The 24534-nt window shown below is 35.1% G+C and carries 23 protein-coding genes and 1 pseudogene; 18 read left to right on the forward strand and 6 right to left on the reverse strand.

Annotated features, from left to right (window positions below; all coding sequences use genetic code 11):
• The first annotated feature begins 44 nt into the window (after positions 1–44).
• Complete coding sequence (locus tag NKG37_RS14870) at positions 45–593, forward strand: hypothetical protein (RefSeq protein ID WP_169188255.1); 549 nt, start codon at positions 45–47, stop codon at positions 591–593.
• A 252-nt stretch (positions 594–845) separates the two neighbouring features.
• On the opposite strand, the gene NKG37_RS14875 is transcribed toward NKG37_RS14870, so the two are convergent.
• On the reverse strand, positions 846–1613 hold the full coding sequence (locus NKG37_RS14875) for an IclR family transcriptional regulator (protein WP_016200773.1): 768 nt from the start codon (positions 1611–1613) through the stop codon (positions 846–848).
• Between the two features lie 406 nt (positions 1614–2019).
• On the opposite strand from NKG37_RS14875, the gene NKG37_RS14880 reads away from it, so the two are divergent.
• Positions 2020–2532, forward strand: a complete 513-nt coding sequence (locus NKG37_RS14880) for a DoxX family protein (protein ID WP_016200775.1) — start codon at positions 2020–2022, stop codon at positions 2530–2532.
• 69 nt (positions 2533–2601) lie between these two features.
• On the opposite strand, the gene NKG37_RS14885 is transcribed toward NKG37_RS14880, so the two are convergent.
• Both NKG37_RS14885 and NKG37_RS14890 read right to left on the reverse strand, forming a co-directional pair.
• On the reverse strand, positions 2602–3156 hold the full coding sequence (locus NKG37_RS14885; RefSeq protein WP_254414876.1) for a sugar O-acetyltransferase: 555 nt from the start codon (positions 3154–3156) through the stop codon (positions 2602–2604).
• Positions 3153–4052, reverse strand: coding sequence for a LysR family transcriptional regulator (locus tag NKG37_RS14890; RefSeq protein WP_101730173.1), 900 nt, complete (start codon positions 4050–4052; stop codon positions 3153–3155). The genes NKG37_RS14885 and NKG37_RS14890 overlap by 4 nt, the downstream gene beginning before the upstream one ends.
• A gap of 129 nt (positions 4053–4181) precedes the next feature.
• On the opposite strand from NKG37_RS14890, the gene NKG37_RS14895 reads away from it, so the two are divergent.
• From NKG37_RS14895 to NKG37_RS14935, 9 genes are all read left to right on the forward strand, one after another.
• The gene (locus NKG37_RS14895) at positions 4182–5429 is read left to right on the forward strand and encodes an APC family permease (protein WP_254414877.1); all 1248 of its coding nucleotides are present in this window, start codon (positions 4182–4184) and stop codon (positions 5427–5429) included.
• 118 nt (positions 5430–5547) lie between these two features.
• The gene (locus tag NKG37_RS14900) at positions 5548–6225 is read left to right on the forward strand and encodes a DUF554 domain-containing protein (RefSeq protein ID WP_212121483.1); all 678 of its coding nucleotides are present in this window, start codon (positions 5548–5550) and stop codon (positions 6223–6225) included.
• 159 nt (positions 6226–6384) lie between these two features.
• Positions 6385–6867, forward strand: coding sequence for a pyridoxamine 5'-phosphate oxidase family protein (locus NKG37_RS14905; protein ID WP_254414878.1), 483 nt, complete (start codon positions 6385–6387; stop codon positions 6865–6867).
• Positions 6868–7103: 236 nt separating this feature from the next.
• A complete protein-coding gene (locus tag NKG37_RS14910) occupies positions 7104–8216 on the forward strand; it encodes an ABC transporter ATP-binding protein (protein ID WP_254414879.1) in 1113 nt (370 codons plus the stop codon).
• Positions 8213–9151, forward strand: a complete 939-nt coding sequence (locus tag NKG37_RS14915; protein ID WP_254414880.1) for a carbohydrate ABC transporter permease — start codon at positions 8213–8215, stop codon at positions 9149–9151. The genes NKG37_RS14910 and NKG37_RS14915 overlap by 4 nt, the downstream gene beginning before the upstream one ends.
• A complete protein-coding gene (locus NKG37_RS14920) occupies positions 9148–9966 on the forward strand; it encodes a carbohydrate ABC transporter permease (protein ID WP_016200782.1) in 819 nt (272 codons plus the stop codon). The genes NKG37_RS14915 and NKG37_RS14920 overlap by 4 nt, the downstream gene beginning before the upstream one ends.
• A gap of 59 nt (positions 9967–10025) precedes the next feature.
• Positions 10026–11363, forward strand: a complete 1338-nt coding sequence (locus NKG37_RS14925; protein WP_016200783.1) for an ABC transporter substrate-binding protein — start codon at positions 10026–10028, stop codon at positions 11361–11363.
• A gap of 70 nt (positions 11364–11433) precedes the next feature.
• Positions 11434–12195 carry a glycerophosphodiester phosphodiesterase gene (locus NKG37_RS14930; RefSeq protein WP_016200784.1) on the forward strand — a complete coding sequence of 254 codons (762 nt, stop codon included), beginning with the start codon at positions 11434–11436 and terminating at the stop codon, positions 12193–12195.
• On the forward strand, positions 12188–13033 hold the full coding sequence (locus tag NKG37_RS14935) for a glycerophosphodiester phosphodiesterase (RefSeq protein WP_016200785.1): 846 nt from the start codon (positions 12188–12190) through the stop codon (positions 13031–13033). The genes NKG37_RS14930 and NKG37_RS14935 overlap by 8 nt, the downstream gene beginning before the upstream one ends.
• Positions 13034–13161: 128 nt before the next feature.
• Here the strand turns inward: NKG37_RS14935 and NKG37_RS14940 are convergent, their stop codons facing one another.
• Positions 13162–14406: a helix-turn-helix domain-containing protein gene (locus tag NKG37_RS14940; protein ID WP_254414881.1), complete on the reverse strand. Its 1245-nt coding sequence runs from the start codon at positions 14404–14406 to the stop codon at positions 13162–13164.
• A gap of 120 nt (positions 14407–14526) precedes the next feature.
• Between NKG37_RS14940 and NKG37_RS14945 the strand changes: the two genes are divergently transcribed.
• The 3 genes from NKG37_RS14945 to NKG37_RS14955 all read left to right on the forward strand — a co-directional run bounded on the left by NKG37_RS14945 (position 14527) and on the right by NKG37_RS14955 (position 19455).
• Positions 14527–15819, forward strand: coding sequence for an MFS transporter (locus NKG37_RS14945; RefSeq protein ID WP_254414882.1), 1293 nt, complete (start codon positions 14527–14529; stop codon positions 15817–15819).
• A 494-nt stretch (positions 15820–16313) separates the two neighbouring features.
• On the forward strand, positions 16314–18680 hold the full coding sequence (locus NKG37_RS14950) for a polyprenyl synthetase family protein (RefSeq protein WP_254414883.1): 2367 nt from the start codon (positions 16314–16316) through the stop codon (positions 18678–18680).
• Between the two features lie 40 nt (positions 18681–18720).
• Positions 18721–19455, forward strand: a complete 735-nt coding sequence (locus NKG37_RS14955; protein ID WP_016200790.1) for an MBL fold metallo-hydrolase — start codon at positions 18721–18723, stop codon at positions 19453–19455.
• Positions 19456–19733: 278 nt separating this feature from the next.
• Here the strand turns inward: NKG37_RS14955 and NKG37_RS14960 are convergent.
• Positions 19734–19844 (reverse strand): annotated as a pseudogene (locus tag NKG37_RS14960) (GNAT family N-acetyltransferase); the annotation flags it as partial.
• Positions 19845–19990: 146 nt separating this feature from the next.
• A complete protein-coding gene (locus NKG37_RS14965) occupies positions 19991–20362 on the reverse strand; it encodes a GNAT family N-acetyltransferase (RefSeq protein ID WP_016200791.1) in 372 nt (123 codons plus the stop codon).
• Positions 20363–20486: 124 nt separating this feature from the next.
• Here NKG37_RS14965 and NKG37_RS14970 point away from each other — a divergent pair, with 124 nt between their 5' ends.
• From NKG37_RS14970 to NKG37_RS14985, 4 genes are all read left to right on the forward strand, one after another.
• Complete coding sequence (locus NKG37_RS14970; RefSeq protein ID WP_169188269.1) at positions 20487–21932, forward strand: amidase family protein; 1446 nt, start codon at positions 20487–20489, stop codon at positions 21930–21932.
• A gap of 288 nt (positions 21933–22220) precedes the next feature.
• Positions 22221–22595, forward strand: coding sequence for a hypothetical protein (locus NKG37_RS14975; protein WP_016200793.1), 375 nt, complete (start codon positions 22221–22223; stop codon positions 22593–22595).
• 57 nt (positions 22596–22652) lie between these two features.
• Positions 22653–23351: an SDR family oxidoreductase gene (locus NKG37_RS14980; RefSeq protein ID WP_016200794.1), complete on the forward strand. Its 699-nt coding sequence runs from the start codon at positions 22653–22655 to the stop codon at positions 23349–23351.
• A gap of 186 nt (positions 23352–23537) precedes the next feature.
• Complete coding sequence (locus NKG37_RS14985) at positions 23538–24392, forward strand: GNAT family N-acetyltransferase (RefSeq protein WP_016200795.1); 855 nt, start codon at positions 23538–23540, stop codon at positions 24390–24392.
• Positions 24393–24534 lie beyond the last annotated feature (142 nt).

Here is a 24534-nt window from a genome sequence, read left to right on the forward strand (position 1 = left end):
TTCATGTGATTATTCGTATACTTACTTATCGAGGAGGGGATGAGATGAAGAAAAGCTGCTATCGTTCATTCAAAATCACGTTAATTCCTTTTCTTATTTTATTATTAGTTGGATGTACTGAGAAAACAGACAAGGATACAGATGAATACATACAGACAGTAGAAGCCGTTTTACAAACTACCTTAAATGGCCCCAATGATGACCTAACAGAAATATGGAATAAACAAATGGAAAATAAAATAGATGTAGCGGAAAAACGAGAGGCATTAGTCCAATATGAAGAAGAAATATACAAAGATTATTTTGCCAATCAAACATCTTACAATGATTTTATCTCAAGATATGGAACAGTGTTAATGATTGAACCGTATAAAAATAATTATACTTTAAAGGTGAAAAATATTGATTATGAAAGAACAGATTCCAAAGAAAACATCTATAACTTTTCTATCGCATTAGAGTATCACAAAAAGGGCACGGAATCACCGGAAGTTAAAAGAGTGACTGGGCAAGCAAATTTAAATCGTGATTATAAAATTGAAAGAATGTTAATTCGCGTAAATGATTTATGGGGTTCGTTTGATAAGAAGTAACAAAGTAGCAGGGGATACCTTTGAAAGGTGGCAATTTTATTGAAACATCTTATATTTGGGTTCCCTTATTTCTGCAAATCAATTAGCGTATAAAGGGAACCTTAAGTTCATGAGACTCTATAAAATTAAAGTGATATAGTAATATGTTGTAGAATATTGCCTAAAAAAGTGGAAACTAATTTTGGGGTTATAATAGAAGACATGAAAAATGGACTTGGTCCTTTTCCATGTCTTTTATTTCATACAATTCTTTTATTTAATCGGAACCCCATATCGCATTTCCTCTGATAACTCATTTCCAGTCTTTTTAAGAAGTTGGATATAATCCTCAAGGGTATCATCATCCACTCTGGATACTAGTGTAGAAATGCTTAATGCGGCAAGTATTTGTTTATGCTGATTAATGATTGGTACAGCGATACAGCGAACACCTAGTTCATTTTCTTGGTCATCAACTGCATATTCTTTTTCACGTACTTTTTCTAATTCAGTCAGCAAAGCTTCTTTCGTCGTAATTGTACGGTTTGTAGCTTGTTCAAAAAGATATTTTGTTAGCAATTCATCTACTATTTCTGGCTTTTGGTAAGCTAACAGCGTTTTTCCGATTGCTGTACAGTGAAGAGGTATTCTTCGTCCAATTCGAGAGTAACGGATTACCGAATTAGCTCCTTCTTCCTTATCAATATATACACCTGCATTCCCATCTAAAATTCCAAGATGGCATGTTTGACCAGTTCTTTGAGCTAACTCAACAAGATATTTATTAGCAATTTGTCTGATGTTTAATGTATTTATAACTAAGTTTCCTCTTTCCACTAGCTTTAAGCCTAATCGATACTTCCCGTTCTCTGGATTTTGATCCATATAGCGTGATGCTTGAAGGGTCTTTAATAAAGAATGAACGGTGCTCTTATGAAGTCCCATTTGGTCACTAATTTCCGTAATTTTTAATTCTGTCGTGTGATCGTTAAATAAGTCTAATATTTGAAGAGCACGTTCAACAGATTGAATGATTGGCATAGTATCTTCTCCATATTTGTTTTATATTATTTAACTGATTGCTATGATAGAAAACATCTAGTTGATACATTTACATTAATATAGCTATTTGAAAATAGCAACGGCATTTTATAAATAATGAAAAAATTCTAAAATGATTTTATGTAAGTGTTTACTTTTAAGGCATGTAGAAGCAGGGAAAACCAGTTAAAGTATGATTGGAAATGTCCATTCTCATTACACAAATTGTGTCGTTCACAATTAAGCCATAACTTTGAGAACTAAATGTGAATAACATCACAATAACCTTTCTTACGTTAGGAATAGTGCTATTATAAAAGTGTAGTAAGAAACAAACAAGATCTTGTAAAAAATGTGAAACAATGAACAAACTAATAATTAATCAATCTTAAGGAGATGGAGTAAAATGTTAGACTTATTAAGAAATAATAAAGTGGTTGCAGGAATATTAGCTTTTATAAGAATTTATCTTGGCTATCAATTTATACATGCAGGTTACGGAAAGATAACAAGTGGTGCATTTGACGCAAGTGGATTTTTACAAGGTGCGATTGCGAATAGCACAGGAGATCACCCAGCAGTACAAGGGTGGTGGGCAACGTTTTTAGAACATGTAGCACTACCTAATGCAGATTTATTTACATTCTTAGTTCAATGGGGAGAATTACTTGTTGGGATAGCATTAATCTTAGGGTTATTCACAAGCTTCGCAACATTAATGGGTATGGTCATGAACTTCGCCTTCCTCTTTAGTGGAACAGTAAGTACAAATGGACAAATGATTTTGTTAGCAATATTCGTAATCGTAGCAGGAGCAAACGCTGGTAAATTTGGTCTTGACCGTTATGCAATGCCATATATCAAAAACCAATTTAACAATAGAAAAAATAAACATAAAAAAGAAACAGCGATTGCTTAAGAAGTTCCTCATTAGATTATAGAAAAGAAGGCTTGTCAACTGTTAGCAGTTATGGCGAGCCTTTTTAGTTTATTCAGATTCATTAATTTCTATGTTTTTTATAATTTTTGCTGGATTTCCAGCCACAATTGTATTTGCAGGGACATTTTTGGTAACGATAGATCCAGCAGTAATAATGGAATTGTCGCCAATACTTACCCCAGCTAAAATTACACAACTACCACCAATCCAAACATCATTTCCTATTGTAATTGGAATTGCATAGCCACTACTATTTCTATTTTTAGGTTCAATGGAATGTCCAGCTGTGTATATTCCCACATTAGGACCAATCATACAGTTATGTCCAATTCTAACTTCAGCCATGTCTAAAATAGTCCAATTATATCCAGCATAAAAGTTATCTCCTACATGAATGTTGTAACCAAGATCACAATGGAAGTTGTGTTCTATACTAGGGTTTACACCAACACTGCCAAACAACTCCTTTATAATGTTCTCTCTTCGGTCTGCATTTTCTATGTTGCTATTATTAAATATTTGAACTAGTTTGTGGGCATGAATATTTTTCTTTCTTAGTTCCTCTGTCCCACGTTCATAATAAATTTTCCTTGTATCACTCATCCAAATTTGCTCCCTTTATTTTTATGGTTTTCTTTTTCTTCCTCTTGTTTAAAATAGGCTGTTGCTTCTTCGATAAAATAGTGAACTATCGGAGAAACCCATCTGCTTTTATGATAAAAAAGGAAGGAAGCAACTTGACCATGTTTCGTATCTAAACGTCGTGCCGATAAACGGCCATCTTTTAATTCGTTTTGGATCGTAATTTCTGGAACAAGTGCCAATCCTAAACCACATTGCACACATTGCTTAATTGCTTCAATGCTCCAAAATTCATGAAAAGAAGTAGGCGTGATTTTTTCTTCTTCGATGAATTTATCAAAAATTGTTCGATAAGGACAATTGCTTTCCGAATAAAGAATCGAATTTGGTTGCATATGATCTGGTGAGGAAATGATACTCATATGTTCATCTAACATTTTAATGGTTTCCAATGATGGATGCTTTTTAAATTCTAGATTAAGAAGCAAGGCAATATCTAAATCCCCAATCTCTACTAAATGCTGAATTTCCTCACATGTCCCCATTCGTACTGATAAATGCACATCTGGAAACTTTTCTTTGTAAGCCTGAATGATAGTAGGAAGGCGGTAAACTGTTAACGATTCTGATGCCCCAATTGTAATTTTTCCTTTTTTCGTAATAGAAGATTGATGCAGTTCTTTTGCTCCTTTATGTAGACGCAGCATTTCATTCGCATAGGGAAGAAACGATTTGCCAAGCTCTGTTAAGGCAATGGCTTTCCCTAGTCGATCGAATAACGGACCTTCTAACTCGATTTCTAAAGCTTGAATATGGGAGGTAATCGTTGATTGTGCATAGCCAAGCTGATTAGCTGCTTTTGCAAAACCACCTGCTTCCACAATGGCTTTAAATGTTTGTAAATGTCGAATTTCCATTTTTATCACTCTCCTATTATCGAAAAAAACGATATCATTTATCGTATTTATCTATTTTACTGAATGGTAAGAGGCAAATACAATAGGAAGTAAGAAATAATTAAAAATTGATGGAAATGAGGAAAAAGAATGAATCAAAGGAAAATCGGTTCCTTGACGTTAAGTGGCTTAATCATTGGGCCACTCTTAGGATCAGGAATTATTTTATTACCAACCATTATTTATGAGAATCTAGGAAACTATGCGATTTTTGCATGGCTAATTATGTCTATAATCGGTATCTGTTTTGCTTATGTATGTGGAGAATTAATAATTAAATTTCCCGGAGAAGCAGGTCTTGGCAATGCAATGGAAAAGGCATTCGGAACAAAAATAAAAAATCTCGCTTCTGTTTTTCTTATGATTGCAGCACTTATGGGCCCAGTGGCAGTTATGATGACGGCAGCAGAATATATTCAGACATGGTTATTTCCAGATAAAATAAAAGTTGAGTGGATTGCGATTGTGCTATTAGTTATGAATGGGCTGATTTTATTATTTCGATTGAACTTTCTCGGTAAATTATCCTTTATTATCTCTACCTTGGCCGTGTTGATATTAGTTAGTGGAAGTATATATGCTTTGCTTAATGAGCCTTCTGGTACTTGGACTTTTCCTGATTTTCATTTTTCTTCTTTTGGCTATAATCTTTTGCTGCTTTTTTGGACGATTGTCGGTTGGGAGATTGTGGGGAATTATTCGAGTGAGGTGAAAAATCCGAAAACAACAATCCGAAAAGCCATCTTTTTTAGCGCTGCTGTTATATTGATCGTCAATTTAGTTCTTTCTGCGGCCGTCCAATGGACAATGTATAACAGCACATTTTCTATTCGATTAACTGGTATCATGTATCCGCTATTTGGGCAATTATCTGTTGGATTATTAGCGCTCGTAGCAACTGGGCTTTGTATAACAACACATTTAATGGTAGTTGGTGGAGTAGCGAGACTTGTAGCAGCATTATCAAAATCTGTTTCATCTTTTCATTTCCTCACAAAAAAGCTCGCAAATGGTGCACCATTTAAAGCAATTGCTTTACTTGTATCGATCCATCTTTTCTTTGCAGTATTAGTTCTATTAAAAGTGGTGACAGTAGAACAGCTTGTTGGCTTTGCGAACGCCTTTTTTATTGCTAATGCACTAATTGGCTTATTTGCAGCAATCAAATTATTGAATAATCCATGGATAAAAGGAATGGCAATGATGTTAAGTGTCCTATTTGGAATTTTGCTATTACGTTCTTCTGTCATTTCTTTAGTTGTTATCTTTGCTTTAACCTTTTTATTGATCGGATGGCGCCATGAAAGACATAACAGCCAAGAAAAGCTTGATATTTGATGAAAAATTACCAAAATGTAATGGAATAGGATAAAATGGCTTTATATATGGGAGCATTATTATTTTTAACTTAAGTAATGCGGTGTTTATAAAAATATAAAGTCAAGGAGAATAGAAATTGATTGGAACATTATTTAACTGCTTTATGATTCTAGCAGGCTGTACGATTGGAAGCTTTTTGAAAAAGGGGATTAAAGCAGAGTATCAAGATATTTTAATGCAAGCAATGGGGCTTGCCGCAACTGCTCTTGGAATTCATTCCATTGTTCAATATATGCCAGACAGTAAATACCCTGTTCTGTTTATTGTCAGTCTTGCTATTGGTGGTTTGATTGGGGAAAAATTAGACATTGAGAATGCTTTTAAACGAATTGTGGCTAAATTTTCAAAAGGAAATCTAGCAGAAGGGTTATCGACGGCGATCTTACTTTTTTGTGCAGGTACTTTATCCATATTAGGACCTATTGAGAGTGCACTAAGAGGAAATCATACATATCTTTTTACAAATGCTATTTTGGATGGTGTTACTTCTATTGTATTAGCATCTACCTTTGGATTTGGAATTGCAGCTTCTGCTCTAGTTTTATTTGCATGGCAAGGTTTTTTTTATGTAACAGCAGGATTACTTGCAAACTTTTTAACGACTGATTTACTAGCAGAAATATCGATTATTGGTGGAATTCTTATACTTAGCTCAGGGTTGAGCATATTAGGAGTTAAAAAATTTAAGACATTAAATCTGTTACCATCTCTATTAATACCAGCCATTTGGTTTGTAATCTTAACGCTATTTTAGATAAAATTTTGCCTAAGTTTTTTGCTTATTAGAAAGCATGTTGATCCGCTCCAAACAATTTAAAATATAAAACTTTATTTTAAGTTGAATATATCGCCTATGATTAAAAGTTCCTGTTAAGGGGAATATACTTTTAAAACCATTTAAGAGGTGATAGAGATGGAAAATACTTTTAAACAAGAAGAGCTTGAAACGTTAAGAGAGCTGATAAAAGATGTGGATACGGCGATGCTGACAACTGTTTCAGAAGAAGGACTTGTATCCCGTCCGATGAAAACGCAAGAAGTAGAGTTTGATGGAGATTTATGGTTTATTACAAAGAAAGATACCGATAAGTATGAAGAGATTTTACATGAAAATGATGTGAATATCTCTTATGCAGGCAAATCTTTTGTTTCTATTAGAGGTAGAGCCGAACTTGTAGATGATCTCGCAAGGAAAAAAGAATTATGGAGTAAATCCTATGAAAAAATCATGCAAACTTCTTACGACGATCCGAATGTCGTTTTAATTAAAGTAAAAACTGAGGCAGCAGAGTATTGGGATACGGGAAGCTTCACAAAGAATATCGCTTTTTTTTATAAAAGAATGACAGGTCAAGAAGCAGAAAACACAAATATTAATGAAACATTAGAATTATAAGGACACGTAAAAAGCTTAGAGTTTACTCTGAGCTTTTTTTCATGGGGAAACAGTGGACGGTTCTTATGAGGACATTTATGGGAAACAGTTGAGGTAACAATTGTGAAGAACGTAAAGGGAAATTGTAGTTTGTCAAGCGGTTATTAGGAGTTTGTTAATGATTGGTAAATTCGGTTTCTTTCCTAAAATTGTATGGTTAAATAGGAATGTAAATTTAATTGGGGAGGGGTTTGTTAGTGGTAGCAGTAGAAATGAAGGACATTTCTAAATCATACGATAAGCAAAAATCAGTGATCGACCAGATTAGTCTTTCCATAGAAGAGGGAGAATTTTTTGTTTTAGTAGGTCCATCGGGATCTGGAAAAAGCACTTTACTACGAATGATTGCTGGTCTCGAAGAAATTTCAGGTGGTGTCTTGAAGATGAATAATCAAGTTGTAAATCATCTGCCTCCAAAGGATCGCAATTTATCGATGGTATTTCAAAATTATGCATTATACCCTCACTCAACAGTTGAACAAAATATTCTTTTCGGTTTACGTGCCAAGAAAGTAGACAAGATGGAGCAACAAAAAAGATTACAAGAAACAGCTGAGATGATGGGGTTATCAGATTTATTAAAACGTAAACCAAAGCAATTGTCTGGCGGTCAAAGGCAGCGTGTGGCATTAGCGAGATCGGTTGTAAGTGAAGCACCTATTTGTTTAATGGATGAGCCGCTTTCTAATTTAGATGCAAAACTTCGCGCTCATATGAGAATAGAAATTCGCCGCTTACAAAAAAAGCTTGGGTTAACGATGATTTATGTGACCCATGATCAAGTAGAAGCAATGACAATGGGCGATCGAATCATGGTTTTAAATGATGGGAAAATCCAACAAGTAGGTGAACCAATAACTTTATATAATCAGCCTGCTAATTTATTTGTTGCATCCTTTATCGGTTCACCAAAAATTAATTTGAGTGAGGCAAAACTAATTGACCATAAATTAGTTCTGGAGAGTGGACTGCAAATTACAATGGATAAAGAAGATATTTTATCGTTACTGTCTTATCCAAATCTTACGATGGGGATAAGAGCGGAACATATTTTACCAGGAACAACAGAACAGACGAGCCATACTTTAGAAGTAGTAAATGTAGAACAGCTAGGGAATGAAACCTTATTAACATTTGAAGTGGGTAAAGAGCTTTGGACAGCAAAATGGTTAGGACAATGGAGAATTCAAGCTGGAGATCATGTACCAGTCCAGTTGTCCTCAAAGAATATTTGCTTTTTTGATTCTGAATCAGGCGCATTAATTCGACCTGCTGTTGCTATGAGAGAACAAGAGGTTGTTGGCTTATGAGTGGTATCGTTTATCAACAGGAAGTACAGCATTCCGTAGATTTTATAAAAGAAAAAAAGAAACAGCGTTTACAGCATTTATACAAAGGGGTGTTATTTCTATTACCTTCAATTCTATTATTCAGTGTCTTCTTATTTTATCCATTGGGGAAAACAGTCTATTTAAGTTTTTTCTTAACAGATAATCGAGGGGATACAACTGTATTTGTCGGCATGGATAATTATCTCGAAATTTTTAAATCACCAATCTTTTTGCAAAGCTTAAAATCGACCTTGCTTTTTGCCTTATACACTGTTCCGGGAACTATTATCGTCAGTTTATTCCTGGCAATCCTTGCAAATGAAAAACTTCGTGCGATCGGTGCTTTTCGAACTGTCTTTTCCTCTTCTATGGGGATTTCTGTTGCAGCAGCTTCCGTGTTTTGGATGTTCTTATTTCATCCTACGATTGGCTGGCTTAATCGTATTGTGAAAACATTTGGATTGGAGCCAATTGGCTGGTTAACTGATCCAAATTGGGCCCTCTTTTCTGTATCTGTCTCAACCATTTGGATGAATGTAGGCTTTACATTTTTGATTTTATTAGGAGGACTGCAATCCATTGATTCCTACCTATATGAAAGTGCCGATATAGATGGAGCAGGTTACTTTTATAAGCTGAGAAGAATAACGGTTCCGATGCTGTCTCCTACCTTATTTTTTGTAATGACAGTTACGCTAATTAATGCCTTTCAAACATTTGGCCAAGTAGATATGTTAACGAGAGGAGGACCACAGAATGAAACTAATTTAATCGTCTATTCCATTTATCAGGAGGCGTTTATGAATTACCAATATGGTACAGCGAGCGCACAAGCAATTATTCTTTTTGTGATTATCCTTGTTTTAACCATCATTCAATTTAAGCTTGGGGAAAGGAAGGTTCATTATCAGTGACATTGCCAATCCATAAAAAAGTTATCTTTTATCTATTGTTGACTGTATCAGCATTGCTTATTTTTTCTCCAGCGATTATCGCGTTTTTGATGAGCTTTATGTCCTCTCAGGATATTATGACAGGAAAAATAATACCGACCGGATTAACTTTGGACAATTATTTGAAAGTGTTTGAGCGTTTTCCGTTAATGCACTATTTAATAAATAGCTTCATTGTTTCCATTGTTATTATGGTGGGCCAATTAATTCTTGCTAGTTTAGCAGCATATGCATTTGTATTTTTAGAGTTTAAAGGGAGAGATTTTATCTTTTTTATCTTTATTGCCACAATGATGGTGCCGTTTGAAGCATCAATTATTCCAAACTTTCAGATGATAAGAAACCTAAACTGGCTGGATCATTTTAATGGATTGACTATTCCGTTTTTCGCGACAGCATTTGGGACTTTTCTCTTGCGGCAGAATTTCAAGCAAATCCCGAAAGAGTTAAAGGAAGCTAGCGAAATAGCAGGGGTTGGTGACTTTAAATTTTATTTAACAGTTGTTTTACCGATGGCCAAAACAAGTTTGATTACACTTGGTGTGTACGGGTTTGTCACCTCTTGGAATATGTATTTATGGCCGCTGTTGGCGACAACAAATGATAGTGTACGTACTGTGCAAATAGGATTAAGGCAGCTTCAATCACAAGAACAATTAAATGAATGGGGCGTCATTATGGCAGGAGCAATTATTGTTGTTTTGCCAACATTAATTCTATTATTTTTAGGTCAGAAAAAGCTCCAGAAAGGATTAACCGAAGGAGCCTTAAAATAATCTTTGCAAACAAAGTAACCATTTTTATTAACGGTTAAATAAAGGAGTGTAGGAAGAAAATGAAGAAAAGGAAGCAGCTATTAAGTATGTTTATGCTAACACTAGTTTTATTTATTGTAGGATGTAGCAATAATGCAGAATCTTCCACTAATGGAGAAGAGAAGGATGGTCCGACTACCGTTACATTCTGGCATTCAATGGGAGGAGCAGCCCAAGAGGCATTAAATAATATTGTGGAAGAATACAACCGTTCGCAAGATAAGGTGAAAATAAATGCAGAGTATCAAGGTACATATGATGAAGCCTTAACGAAATTCCATACGGTTGCAGGGACAGATAGTGCACCGGCTATGATGCAGGTTTTTGAGATTGGCACAAAGTCGATGATTAATAGTGGATTTGTAGAACCAATTCAAACACTTGTTGATGAAGATGGTTATGATATGAGTGGATTAGAGGAAAATATTACGAACTACTATAAAATGGAAGATACATTTTATTCGATGCCATTTAACTCTTCTACACCAGTTATGTACTACAATAAGGACGCTTTTAAGGCTGCGGGTCTAGACCCTGAGAAAGCTCCAGCTACTTTTGAAGAAGTAGAAGAGGCAGGAAAGGCAATAGCGAAAGCAAACCCAGAAATGAAAGGATTTGCGCTCCAAGCATATGGCTGGTTATATGAGCAATTATTAGCGAATCAAGGAGCATTATTAATGAATAATGATAATGGCCGAACAGACACACCAACAGAAGTAGGTTTTACAGATGAACAAGGCAAATCCATTTTTCAGTGGGTAAAACGAATGATTAATGATAAAACATTTGCTAACTACGGTACAAATGGAGATAACATGGTAGCTGGTTTCCTTGCAGGGGATGTAGCAATGTTTATGCAATCTTCCGCTAGTGCGAGAGACGTTATTGATAATGCACCATTTGAAGTAGGGGTTGCATTTATTCCACATCCAGAAGCAGTAGAGAGACAAGGTGTGGTTATTGGTGGAGCTAGTCTGTGGATGATGAAAGATAAAAGTGAAGAAGAGAAAAAGGCTGCCTGGGAGTTTATGAAATACTTACAAACAAAAGAAGTGCAGGCAAAATGGCATATTGGTACAGGCTACTTTGCCATTAATCCAGAAGCTTACGACGAACAAGTTGTAAAAGAGGCATATGAGAAAATGCCACAATTGAAGGTAACGGTTGATCAATTACAATCAACGACGTCTTCTTATGCTACCCAAGGTGCTTTAATGGATATGATTCCAGAAGGACGCCGCATTAGTGAAACGGCACTTGAGACTGTTTATAACGGTGGAGATGTCGATGAAACCTATAGCAATATGGTAAAACAATTTAATGAAGCAATTGAAAAGGCGAATCGAGCTAGAAAATAGGACGTTAGGAAAGCAGACTAATTGAATACTTGTTGGTCTGTTTCTTTCCATTAAAAAGGAGGAGAAGAGCATGAACCAAACAAAAATATATGGACATAGAGGAGCAAAAGGAAGATTCCCTGAAAATACTCTTCTTAGTTTCCAACAAGCGATTTTACAAGGAGTTGATGGGATTGAATTAGATATCCATTTAACAAAAGATGGGGAAGTTATTGTTATTCATGATGAATTTTTAAATCGGACAACAGATGGAACCGGCTTTGTAAGAGCATATACTTTGGAAGAAATTAAACAATTTAGTGCGGGAAGCAAGTTCTCCTCTCTTCCTGATTATGAAGAAAGCTGGATAGTAGAAAAAGTACCTACTTTAAAAGAAGTTTTACAACTGCTTGTGCCATACGATATCGAATTAAATATTGAACTTAAAACCTATACGTTTGAATACGAAGGAATAGAAGAAAAGACGCTTGCACTTGTAAACGAATATGGGAATGGTCGTAAGGTAGTCTATTCTTCCTTTCATTTGCCGACCTTGCTAAGAATCAAAGCAATAGATTCCTCTGCTTCGATTGCCTGGTTATTAAATCAAGTAATCTCCAATCCACTTGATTATATAAAAAGCTTGGAATTAGAGGCCTTGCATCTTCATAAAGAAATGGTGATAGATAATTTGCAAGATTGGCAGGAATTAAGAAAGCTAGTAAGAGTGTGGACTGTAAATCAAGAGGAAGAGATGACTAATCTTATTGATGCAGAAGTGGAAGCAGTGATAACTGATTATCCAGAATTGGCTATAGCGATTAGACAAGAAAGGGCTGTTTCGGTTGAGTAAGTACTTGATTGGAAGCATTGTAATCTCTTTTTTGTTTGTTACTCTTTCTGCCTGCGATAATAATCAGTCGGTAGCCATGGTGAGTCAATCTGCGATAGAAATCGATGACACTCCAAGAGTGATTGCACACAGAGGGGCGAATGAATGGTATAACGAGAGCACTATTACCGCTTATCAAATAGCAGCAGAGACAGGTGTAGATTCACTAGAAATGGACTTGAGAATGACTAAGGATGGCGAATTAATTGTCATGCATGATGAGACAATGGATCGTACGACAAATGGAAAAGGGAAGGTTTCTGATTATACATTAGAAGAAATAAGAGCGTTTCGAACGATGGAATCGGATGATAGCAAGGAAATAACAGAAAAAATCCCAACTTTAAAAGAAATATTAGAAACTTTTCATGATACTCAAAACTATTATATAGAAACAAGGCTCGTTGATGAGAAACTAGCAATGGAGGAAAAACTGATTCAGTTGTTAGAAGAGTATCAGCTTTTAGATAAAGAGTTAGTAACGATTCAGTCATTTTCAGAAGAAAGCTTAATGAAGATAAAAGAATTAGCACCAGATACTGAATTAGCCCTTCTTTTTCGAAAAGGCTCTTTTTCCTTGGAAAAGGCACATACGGTTGATTTCCCTATTATCGGAATAGAGTCTACTGATGTTACAAAAAAAGTTGTAGAGGAATTACATAAGAAGGGAAAAGAAGTTCACGTATATTTTATAAATAAGAAAACACAAAAAGAGGAACAAGAACGAGTATTGGAATATGAAGTGGATGGTTATTTCACTGATTATATTCATTTTACGAAAGAGATTTTAGCGATATAGAGAAAAAGGGTATGAAGGAATTTATTCACGCCCTTTTTTATTTTCCCGATAATTGAACCTAGGATTCTAATTTCTCTGGATCCTTAATTTGAATGGATGAAACTTCTCGACAATCTTATATTAGAACTTTAATTGGACGAGATACTTTCATATGTTTCGATACTCAGTTTCCGAAAGATTGAATTGGGAAGGGGCAAGAAATTGTCATAAGCAATTTTAGCATAATGAAAGGCATCTTTTTGATTATTTAGTTCTTTATAACAAAGAGCGATATAAGTATCTTTAATATAATAGATTCCAAAATCTACAGGATGGTTCAAATAATCTGGAACATGGACAGTTAACAAAATTTCTAGCGATTTTTCATATGCTTGTATATAGTAAAGAGCCTTTCCCTTTTGGAGGATATTCCAATTATCTCCAATCAGTTTTAATTCTTTTTCGTCATATTTTACATACTTATCGATAATTGGCATGACTCTACTGTATTGCCCTTTAATATTTATTAAATATTCGACATATAAAACATCGTAAAGTTCTATATAATTCTCGTCTTCTAAAAATTCACCAAATTGTTTTAGTTTTTTTAAGTAATAATTAAATTTTTGGTCCTCTGATCCTAGTAAAGCTTCAAAAGCAGCTAGTTTATATATATCATCCGTTTTATAATATATTTTTTCTTTTTTAGAGTTATCTAGAGCTCTTTCAATTGCTTGAGCAGTTCCCTGAGAATCACCAATTGCTGAATAGAAAGCTGCTTCATGGTAATCTAAGTTTACTTTTGTCATCGAGTCAATCTTATAATGCGAAGTTTCTAGTAAATGTCGTTCTTCTAAAAAAGTCTGAAGAGCTTCTTTATAACGGTGCTCTAGAAAAATGGTAATTGCCTTGAAAATGCCAACTTCTGCTCGGTTAGCAGTGAGATTGAGTGTATCATATATAGTTGCAGCTTTTTTAAAGTAAATTTCCCACTGGCTATCATACAGGCAAAATAGGCTATGACTGTAAATTTCTAATAAACGAGCAGATTCATAGCTGTCATTCATACTATTAATATAGGGTTGTATTAGTTTCATTATTTTTTTACAAGTTTCAATTGTTTCTTTTTTATTGCGAAAATAAACTTGAAATCCTTTATGTAGTTTTTCAGCTTGGTTTAGTACCTTTCTAATTTCAGTAGAACTAAATTTATCTACTAATTCAGACACAGTTACATTCAGTCTCTCAGCAATATATTCCAAACTCTCCATCGAAGGTTTTGCTTTATTATTTTCAATCTGACTAAGCATGCCTTTCGTTAATCTTTCTCCAGCTAATGCTTCCAGTGTCATTTTTCTTTGTTTTCTTAATGTACGAATTCGTTCTCCTAGCATAATAGTACACTCCTTTATTCGATAGTTTAATTATATTAAACTTTTTCTTGAAAGGGAAATTTTTGTGTGATATGATTTGTTTAATTTAATTAAACTTTATTGGGGAAGGATGGGATTTTGTTGGATGAATATCAGTTAGAAAAGAGAGCGATCTATCATTTATGGACATTTGTAAGTAGTAAATTAATTGCAACAGCCGGCTCGCAAATTTACACATTTGCCATTAGTTTGTATATTTTGCATTTGACTGGTTCTTCGATGAGTTTTGCCGTGAATATGTTATGTAATATCTTGCCTAGAACAATCGTTGCTCCTTTTGCTGGGTCCATTATTGACAGGTATCCTCGAAAAATAATTGCTATTACCGCTCAAACGGTTACTACAATGGCAATAGGTGGATTACTACTTTATAGCATAACAATGGGATTGTCATTACCCGCCATTTATACAACGTCTTGTATCTTGTCGATCACCTCTATGTTTGCAAGTAATGCCTTTACTTCATCATTAACAGGATTAATTGATGAAACTCGCATCCAGAAAGCATCCTCTTTAAATCAAATTGCTATTTCCATTGCGCAAATTGCAAGTCCTGCTATCGGTGGAATATTATTTGGTTTGGTTTCTATGTCTGTGTTTTTAACGATCTATCTTATCGCATCATTGATTGCGGTTATACTCGATTCCACCATGAATTTTACCCTTTTTGAAAAAGAACGGGATAAACAGGAGAAGAAAGAATCTGTTTTTCAAAGTTTAAAAGAAGGTTTAAATTATGTAAGGCTGCAACCATTATTGATGACGATCATCAGTATAAGTTTGATCGTTAATTTTATTTTTACAGCATTTAATGTAGGGTTCCCTTTTATCGTTAATACGAAATTACATATGCCATCCGTGCAGTTTGGGATTGTTGAAGGTGCTTTTGCTGTAGGAACTCTTTTGCTTTCGGTCTACCTGACATTAGGAAAGGAAGTAAAACAGCCGTTTATTGTTAGTAAAAGGGGAATACTTACGTCAAGTGTGTTAATAATAGCTGCAGCAGTTCCCATTATTATTTCGTTATCCACTACGACAGTATTCATTTACTATTTAGTAATTATGTTCTTATTTGGAGCAACGAATATCTTGATAAATATTCCGATTATGGTACTCTTGCAAAAGAAAATTGCTAATGAATATAAAGGTAGGGTTTTTACCATAATAGAGACTTTTGCTATGGCAATGATGCCAATAGGCACATTGTTGTTTGGCTTTCTATATGATTATGTTCCAGCACAGTGGATTCTCATTATGGCGGGATGTTTGACTATTATTTCTGTATTTATTCTTGCAAGGCCGTCGGTTATGGAAAAAGCAAAGGAATCAAAGTCAACATCATCTATTCCAAAACAAAAAGCTACTTCTGTTTGAAGATTCTTGAGGAGTGCTATCCGGTACTTAGTAGAAGAAAATCTAGAGAAGGTCGCTCTGTTCCTGAAAGAAGAAAATCAATGAGAAAAGGTAACAGAGAAAGTCGCTCAGTGACCAAAAAGAAGAAAATCGATGAGAAAAGGTAACAGAGAAGGCAGCTCAGTGACCAAAAAGAAGAAAATCGACGAGAAAAGGTAACAGAGAAGGCAGCTCTGTGACCTAAAAGAAGAAAATCAACGAGTAAAGGCAACAGACAGTTACTTTGTTTACTAAATGACCTCCCTCCCTTGCTACAATGAACAAAAAGTTTAACAAAACATAGTACACAAGAAAATGTATCTAATCCAAAAACTCTCCTTCCAAAACAGGAGGGTTTTTTAATAAAAAATTAAGATTAATAGGAGATAATGAACATTCTAGTTATAATAAAGAAGATAGGTGATTATATTAAACTAGTTAAACGAACTTAAAGTAAAAGCAGAGGTAATGTTCATATGAAAAAAAGAATAAAAGTAAAAATAAATGAGGAATATCGATCGGCGGAGCACAAAGCAGCCCGTTATTTCCATTCCCTTCAAAATCAGTTAACGGATAAGTCTTATGTGTCACGCTTAACGAATGACTTTCAAACTTGGAAGATAAGTCATATTCATTCTCCATCCATCCTTACTTATTTTTCCCGAAAAAAAAGAAAACCAGTTGTAAAAGGATATCGAACCTATATAGAATGGCTAAATTATGTAGGGAAATTAGATGATTATTTAAATCGGAGTATTTCCTATCTTTATATGCGTGATTTAGGAAAGGCCCTCTCTTCTCAATCTACTCAAGAAAGAATAAATGAAGTAGTTAAAAATATGAAAAATCATTTATTAAAGAAAGATGCAGAGGAGGGAAATTTTAGTGTATCCAGTATATATAAGTTAGCTAAAAAAGAAGCGGTCGAACATACGATGATTTGGGTATTGGAAAGACTGAAGCAAGTGACTTCTCATATACCTGCTGGGATGAGTGTAGAGCATGCCCAACGAAAAATACTGAAAATCCTTGCAGGAGTTTTAATGCATGAATTGGAGGAAAGAAGAGAACTAGAGCTTTCAAATCAAGAGCGCCAGACTCGATTAGAAAAAGCGATAAAACTAGGTTTTTATTATGGTTTAACCTATCCTTTAATTGATGATTTGCTTGATGCAAAAATTTTATCGTTGGAAGAAGAAATACAGTATTCCAATTTAATACGACATACATTAGAAACAGGTGAAGTTCCTGACTTAGGTAAATGGTCTGGAAAAAATGAAGAACTCATTCAATTCATTCATAAAGAACTAAAAGAAGCATTCGAATATATGAAGAAACAGCATGATAATCAAACATGGGAGTTATTTTTAAACCAATCCTATATCTTTTTTCATTCACAAGAGGTAGATAGAAAAAAGGAATTGACCAATAGTACTTATTCTAATGAAGAGTTATATATACCGGTAATTCTTAAATCTTCCGCTTCTAGGCAGATTGTTCGGTCATTAATGAATGCTCCAGAAGATGAAGGGTATGATCAAAGAACCTTTTATTATGGTATTTATAATCAGCTAGCCGATGATTTAGCAGATATGTTTGATGATCAAAAAGATGGGGCAGTTACACCTTATACGTATTATCTTACTTATTATCAAACAAGAAAGGATTTAATTAATCCGTTTGAAATGTATTGGACAGTCATTTCCTATTTGATTCACGATGTATACCATTCTGATTCCAAAACACAGGAAGTTATATTAGACCGGGCAATTAATGGGTTAAAACGGTTAAGGGAAAAATTAGGAGAACAGAAGTATAGTGATTTAATGGGGATTTTAACAAAGGGATTTCCTACCTTTAATCGGTTACTCCAACAAATGGTTGCAAAAGCCGATGATGTTGACTTTTTCGATAAGCTGCTTCGTGATCATATGATTGCCACATTGAAGGAAAATCGTCGCGAGCAGACGGAGTTTTCAGAAATGATTCAATCTATTCGTTCACCTATTGAGAAGATGCTGCCAATTACAGAAAACACAATGTTAGAGAAGGATATCGTGACAGAAGCAGCAAATTATAGTCTTGCAGGGGATGGGAAAAGATTGCGACCGATTATTACATGGTTTATCGGGGTAAAGGAATTGGAGTTAGATGATGCTCAAATCGTTCCATTGTTGCGATCTGTAGAGTATATGCATACAGCTTCTCTTATTTTTGACGATTTGCCAACACAGGATAATGCTGTGATGAGAAGAGGGCGCCCAACTTTACATGAAGTATATAATGCTGCAACAGCTGAGTTAACAGGCCTCTTTCTTACACAAAAGGCAATAGAGGAACAAGCTAGTTTACAGGATTTTGCTGGATCTATTGTGTTAAAACTGATTCAATATACAACAAAAGCTACTGCTGATATGTGTAAAGGACAGGTGATGGATTTAGAATCCAGAAGAAAACAATTATCCCTTCAAGAATTGAATACCCTTTGTTTTTATAAAACAGGCATTGGCTTTGAAGCCGCTCTTCTTATGCCTGCTATTTTAGCAGGAGTTTCAGAAGAAGTTAAGGATCAATTGAAGAAATATGCTTACCATGCTGGAATCGCTTTTCAAATTAAGGATGATTTGCTGGATGCGGAAGGAAGTAAAGAAATATTAGGAAAAGAAGCTGGTATGGATAAAGACAACGATACATCTACTTTTGTTACAGTACTTGGTTTGGAAGGTGCGAAAAAGGAAATGTGGGAGCATTATTGTAAGTCCTTGGAAATTGTTGATTCCTTGCCAAAGAAGACAAACTTTTTAAAGTGTTTAGTAGATTATATCGTGAATCGAAATCGGTAATAATGATTGGAGAAGTTCGAAAGGAAAGGTGGATAGAAAAATGAAAATTACCTTTTTAGGAAAATACGGAGGATATCCAGGCAAGGACAGTGCTACTTCTTCTTTTTTATTAGAGTCTAATGGATTTCATTTATTGGTTGATTGTGGGAGTGGGGTGTTATCAAAAGTTCAATCATTTGTCGATTTAAAAGATTTAGATGCATGCATTCTTTCCCACTATCATCATGACCATATCGCTGATGTGGGAGTTCTGCAATATGCTATGCTAGTTGAGTCAAAACTCGGAAACCGAACAAAAGCTTTCCCAATTTATGGGCATAAAAGAGATGCTAAGTTTGACGAATTAACCAATGATATTTTTACAGAAGGACGGGAAATTTCAGTAGGAAAAACGTCTGACATAGGACCATTCAGCCTATCTTTTTGTGAAACGATTCATCCTGCCTATTGTTTGGCTATGAAAATACAGGCAAGTGGCCAAACCATTCTTTACACCGCAGATACCGAGTGGAAGGATGATTTAGTCGTGTTTGCAAAAAATGCGGATGTTCTAATAAGTGAAGCAAGCATTTATAAAGAACAATTCGGTATGGTTAAAGGACATCTAACTGGAGAGGAAGCCGGAAAACTTGCTGAACAAGCGGGTGTAAAGCAACTCCTTTTAACCCATCTTCCCCATTACGGTGAGCAGGAAAAACTTGTGGAAGAAGCAAAACAAGGGTATAGTGGTCCCGTTCAGTTGGTAAATCCCGGTATGGTAATAGATCTTAAATAACTTCAAATAATAAGACTGGGACAGAACAAAATATATAATAGATAAAGACGAGCAATCTCTCATTTAGTAGCGAAACCAGCTCGTTCCATCATTTTTTTAAAAGAAAATATAATGAGTAGGAAATACAAAGCGAAGTATATTCAATCTGTGGGTGATCACCACAAACCTTCTTTCTTAAAATGAATAAAACCCCAAACAATTATACGGAATTTTCTTAGCATGTACGTATAATCGTTCGGGGTTATTTGGTTGAAAATACTTATGTCCCGGCTTCCTTTTCATGCTATCGAACAGGTATAAATCATTTTAACAAATTCAAATTCTGCTCCATTTGTCGATTGCATAAATATGGTTGTCTCTTTAAAGCCTGCTTTCTTATATACCTTTATCCCACTCTTAACGGTCAGTAAGACTCCCCCCCTTAAGCATAGGAGAATACGAGGAAGGTAGGTGGGAGATCAACTGTCCGTAAAGGTCCGATTGGTTCAACTAACCATCAGTTGGGGATGAAGGAAAACCCCCACTGATGGAAGTTTCACTTTATGGCCCGAGTGTTGAAAGTTGCGACAGCCAAAGAGATAAAGGCTGGGGAATACCGTTCTTTTATATAATTGATTCCAGTTGTTAAAAATGTATATCCATTCCCCTGACCTGTTAAATCAGGTCTAAGACCAAGTCCTATATTAATTGTATTATTTTCTTCTTGATATATACTGAAAAAACCAATGAGCTGCTTTTTTTCAGTAACAGCATAAATAGAGTTATTTCTTTTATTATTATCAAGAAATTCTGCTAAATCTTCTTCATCCGCCTCCATATCATAAAAAGCATACTTTCCATCATAATGCCAGTTATAAGCTATTTCTTCTGCTTGTTCTTGTGTGATAGGTTGGAGTGTATAGGTCATTTTTTTCTCCCTTTTTTATAAAATTATACTATATCAAAACATTGTGATAAAACGAAAAATTTCTTCTTCTCTGAACAATTGGAACAAGCTATACTTAAGAAAATGAGAAGGGGGTAGAAGGGACATGAAAATTGATAATCGAATTCCCTTTAATATAGAAGAAGCAACAATTTTAGAAGTGCAAAAGGCACTTGATTCGGGTGTTATTACTTCATGGGAACTGACAAAGCAATATTTAGAGCGAATAGCTGCGTATGATTCTACATTATGCTCTATTAGAGAAATTAATCCTGATGCATTAGAGATTGCAGCAGAACTAGATAAAAAAAGACAGGAAATCAATCAAATTGGACCACTTTATGGTATTCCTGTTATTATTAAGGACAATATTGATACGAAGGATGCGATGGCTACAACTGCCGGCTCGATTGCATTGGAAAATAATTTTGCAAAAGAAGATGCTTTTATTGTCAAAAAGCTACGAGAGGCAGGAGCGATTATTATTGGAAAGGCAAATCTTTCAGAATTTGCTAATTTTATTACTGAATTAGATATGCCCAACGGCTATAGCTCATTAGGTGGCCAAGTAATGAATCCATATGGTCCTGCTGTATGGGATGTTGGTGGTTCAAGTTCTGGCACTGGCGCAAGCATTGCCGCCAATTTTGCTGTTGTTGGGATAGGGACAGAAACGTCTGGATCTATTCTTAGTCCTGCTAGCAATAATTCCCTTGTCGGAATTAAACCAACCCTTGGTCTTGTTAGCCGTTCCGGCATTATTCCGCTCGCACATAGTCAGGATACGGCGGGGCCAATGACGAGAACAGTTTGTGATGCTGCTATTCTTTTAGGAATAATTGCAGGTGTAGACGAAGCAGATGAAGTGACTAAAACATGTGAAGGGCAGCCGAGTGATTATACAACATTTTTAAAAACGGACGGTCTTAAAGGAAAAAGAATTGGCGTTGATCGTTCCTTCTTGCCTGAAGAGGAAGACGAAGTTGTGTTGTTTAATGAAGCATTGGAAGAATTAACAAAGCAAGGAGCTATTCTGCTTGATGTGACAATTCCTCGAGAAAAGTTTGAGTCGATCGTTCTCTATCATGAGTTTAAGCATGGTATAAATAACTACTTACATAAACTTTCAGAGGAAGTTCCCGTTCATTCATTAAGTGAAGTAATTGCATTTAATAAACAACATTTGGATGCTGTTAAGTATGGGCAAACAATTCTTGAATACTGCCAAACGTTAAACGGAGATTTGGACGATCCAAAATACAAGAAACACCGAGAAAAGGATATTAGACTTTCGGCAACAAAAGGAATCGATGTGGCAATGGAAGAATATCAATTGGATGGCTTAGTGTTTGCGAAATATTTAGGATGTGAGATGCCTGCAAAAGCAGGATATCCATCTATTACTGTTCCAGCAGGATATACACCCAAAGGAAAGCCTATGGGAATCACCTTCTCAGGATTAGCCTATAGTGAACCTAGATTAATTGAAATGGCATTTAGTTATGAACAAGCGACAAACCTTCGCATTCCACCTGAATTAAATAAGGAATAACAAAAAAGTAGCTTAAGGAAGCAGTGTGCCAAAAGTACATGGCTTTCTTAAGCATAAGCTAAAGAGTAGGACAATATATTAATAGAAATATTTGTTCTTATTTAATATGTCTATACAGTTTGTCCTAGATTGATTTTCAGATATAAGCTATAATAAAACAAAAAGAAAGCTCTTACATTTGACTGGCACAACCCATAAGTAGCCATTGAAACAGCTGCTAGTAGCCATTTTTGTACTAGTGTTTGTTAGCAAAATAGTAGGAATTCATGTTTTGAGGAGGAAAAGGAATTGTCTTTAACACGTGTGCTGGTAGGGATTTTTAAAAGTTTTGAAGAGACGAAGGAACAGCCTAAAGTTCCTGAATTAAAGACACGCTATTATAAAAAAAGTCGTGATCGATTAATGGAAACGGTAAAAACCGTGATAGAAAGAAAAATGACGAATTGGGAATTGAAAAAAATCGATACGGATCGTGGCGAAATTGTCCTAAGTAAGGGATCGAGTTTAATGATTATTACGGTTTATAAGATGGCCGGAATGCAATCTGCAATTGATGTTTATTGTTCAAAGGAAGGGGCTTTAGGAGATTTCGGATCCAGCTATAAATATATTCAGCAATTTTTTAAAGCGCTTCATACAGAGATTCAGCCAGAGAAAGGATAAGAATCCATCAGCTGCAAATACATTTAGTTGTTGTGAAAAGGAATAGGAGTGCAGTGAATGAAAATTATTCTTACAGGAGCTAATCGGGGATTGGGGATTCATCTAGTCAAAACGGCTTTGGAACGAGGCCATACTGTGCTTGCAGGTGTGCGAACAATACAAGAGGATTCCCCTATTAATCTATTGAAAAAACAATATCCAGATAAAGTATATACATATTTCCTTGATGTAACGAACGAGGAATCTGTTGCAACTGCAGCTAAATTAGCAGCAGAGGATGTCGGTTCTATCGATGGAATTATTAATAATGCCGGAGTTTTGACAGAGCGGGGAAAAATAATCGAAGAGCTAGACTTTGAAAATGTGAAGTTCACAATGGATGTTAATGTATTAGGACCAATGAGAGTAATGAAACATTTTCTACCACTCTTATATAAAGGGAAGAAGAAAACGATTATTAATATTTCTTCTGAAGCTGGTAGTATTCATAATGCTTATGGTGGTGATTTTCCCTATGGCATTTCGAAAGCTGCGCTGAACATGTTTAGTGTACAATTATCAAGATATGTGAAAGAAAAGGATATTGCTGTACATGCTGTCCATCCTGGTTGGATCAAAACGGATATGGGCGGCGAAAATGCTACAGGCTATCCAGAAGAATCAGCAAATGGCATACTAGATATTCTAGAAGGAAAGATAGAAGCAAAAAGTGAACTAGGATTTATTGATTTTAAAGGACAAGAAATGAAAATTTAGCTAGAAATGTGTTTAGGGAAAGAATCAGACTTTTGTGCACCACGCAAAAAGTTTCTGATTCTTTTCTATATAAAAAGAAAATCTTCCTTCTCAGTAAAAGAAAAAAATCCCCATGGATGGAAATTTCCATTATAATAGAAATATTATTTATAATATTCTGTTGATTTATTGAGGAAGGAGTAACTAATGAAAAAGGAAGAGGTAGTAACAAGGCAGCAGTTAAATCAATTACATATCGGAGACTTGCTATCCTTAGCCACGATCGTTGGTTGGGATTATGATAGAGAGGAAATACAAACTTTGCTCGCTTCAGGGAGTGTTTATGGACATGTAAATATCGATAAGATGGTTATATCCTGTGCGGCCATTATTCCTTATGGAGCTAAATTAGCCTCGATCGGCATGGTTATTGTCCATCCAGACTATCGAGGAAGAGGATTAGCGAAAGAGCTATTGATTCAGTGTATGAGCCAAGTAACACAAAATACCGCACTTATGTTAATTGCTACAAAAGAAGGTAGACCTGTATATGAAAAATTAGGCTTTAAAGAATATAGTCATGTGACAAAGCTTCTAGGGGAAGGAAAAATATTTGAGGTAGCATCGGATGGTTATTCCATTAGTCCGTTAAACAAAACTGATATAAAAGAAATGATGGAGTTAGACGAAGTGGCATTTGGAAGTGGGAGAGAACTATTTCTAAAAAATAGGATAAAGCAGGCAAAGGATACACTTGTGCTAAAGGAACAAGGCATAATTGTTGGATATGCTCTTGCTGTTAAAAAACCTGCTAATCTCGTACTTGGTCCAGTAGTTGCTCAAAATGATAAACAAGCGATGCTCCTTATTCAAACAATAATTGCGACCAATAAGGGAAGTATACGAATAGATGTATTAGATGGGAAGACATCATTAATGAAAGAATTAGAGACAGTAGGATTTCAAGTAAACGATCGTCCCCCGGTAATGGTCAAGAATCTTGAAGCATTTCCAAAAAGAAATAATAGCTTATATGCAATTGCGGCACAGGCTTATGGATGAATAATGTATGCTTATTTTAGATTTTTCTATATTAAGGGGAATCTTTTTTCTATGATATGAATAGTAGAAAAATATTGAATTAGAGTATATATTGTCCAAAAAGAAATAGATATAATGAATAGAGGAAAAAATTCTATGAATA

It is taken from the genome of Niallia sp. RD1 (assembly GCF_024219955.1).
Taxonomy (GTDB): Bacteria; Bacillota; Bacilli; order Bacillales; family Cytobacillaceae; genus Niallia; species Niallia alba.

Bases quoted from the DNA above. Each gene is read 5' to 3' on its own strand.
- NKG37_RS14895 (WP_254414877.1), top strand. From the start codon at position 4,182: ATGAATCAAAGGAAAATCGGTTCCTTGACGTTAAGTGGCTTAATCATT.
- NKG37_RS14985 (WP_016200795.1), top strand. From the start codon at position 23,538: ATGAAAAAGGAAGAGGTAGTAACAAGGCAGCAGTTAAATCAATTACAT.
- NKG37_RS14940 (WP_254414881.1), bottom strand. From the start codon at position 14,406: ATGCTAGGAGAACGAATTCGTACATTAAGAAAACAAAGAAAAATGACA.
- NKG37_RS14905 (WP_254414878.1), top strand. From the start codon at position 6,385: ATGGAAAATACTTTTAAACAAGAAGAGCTTGAAACGTTAAGAGAGCTG.
- NKG37_RS14965 (WP_016200791.1), bottom strand. From the start codon at position 20,362: ATGACCTATACACTCCAACCTATCACACAAGAACAAGCAGAAGAAATA.
- NKG37_RS14870 (WP_169188255.1), top strand. From the start codon at position 45: ATGAAGAAAAGCTGCTATCGTTCATTCAAAATCACGTTAATTCCTTTT.
- NKG37_RS14915 (WP_254414880.1), top strand. From the start codon at position 8,213: ATGAGTGGTATCGTTTATCAACAGGAAGTACAGCATTCCGTAGATTTT.
- NKG37_RS14875 (WP_016200773.1), bottom strand. From the start codon at position 1,613: ATGCCAATCATTCAATCTGTTGAACGTGCTCTTCAAATATTAGACTTA.
- NKG37_RS14970 (WP_169188269.1), top strand. From the start codon at position 20,487: ATGAAAATTGATAATCGAATTCCCTTTAATATAGAAGAAGCAACAATT.
- NKG37_RS14925 (WP_016200783.1), top strand. From the start codon at position 10,026: ATGAAGAAAAGGAAGCAGCTATTAAGTATGTTTATGCTAACACTAGTT.
- NKG37_RS14955 (WP_016200790.1), top strand. From the start codon at position 18,721: ATGAAAATTACCTTTTTAGGAAAATACGGAGGATATCCAGGCAAGGAC.
- NKG37_RS14880 (WP_016200775.1), top strand. From the start codon at position 2,020: ATGTTAGACTTATTAAGAAATAATAAAGTGGTTGCAGGAATATTAGCT.
- NKG37_RS14980 (WP_016200794.1), top strand. From the start codon at position 22,653: ATGAAAATTATTCTTACAGGAGCTAATCGGGGATTGGGGATTCATCTA.
- NKG37_RS14930 (WP_016200784.1), top strand. From the start codon at position 11,434: ATGAACCAAACAAAAATATATGGACATAGAGGAGCAAAAGGAAGATTC.
- NKG37_RS14890 (WP_101730173.1), bottom strand. From the start codon at position 4,052: ATGGAAATTCGACATTTACAAACATTTAAAGCCATTGTGGAAGCAGGT.
- NKG37_RS14950 (WP_254414883.1), top strand. From the start codon at position 16,314: ATGAAAAAAAGAATAAAAGTAAAAATAAATGAGGAATATCGATCGGCG.
- NKG37_RS14885 (WP_254414876.1), bottom strand. From the start codon at position 3,156: ATGAGTGATACAAGGAAAATTTATTATGAACGTGGGACAGAGGAACTA.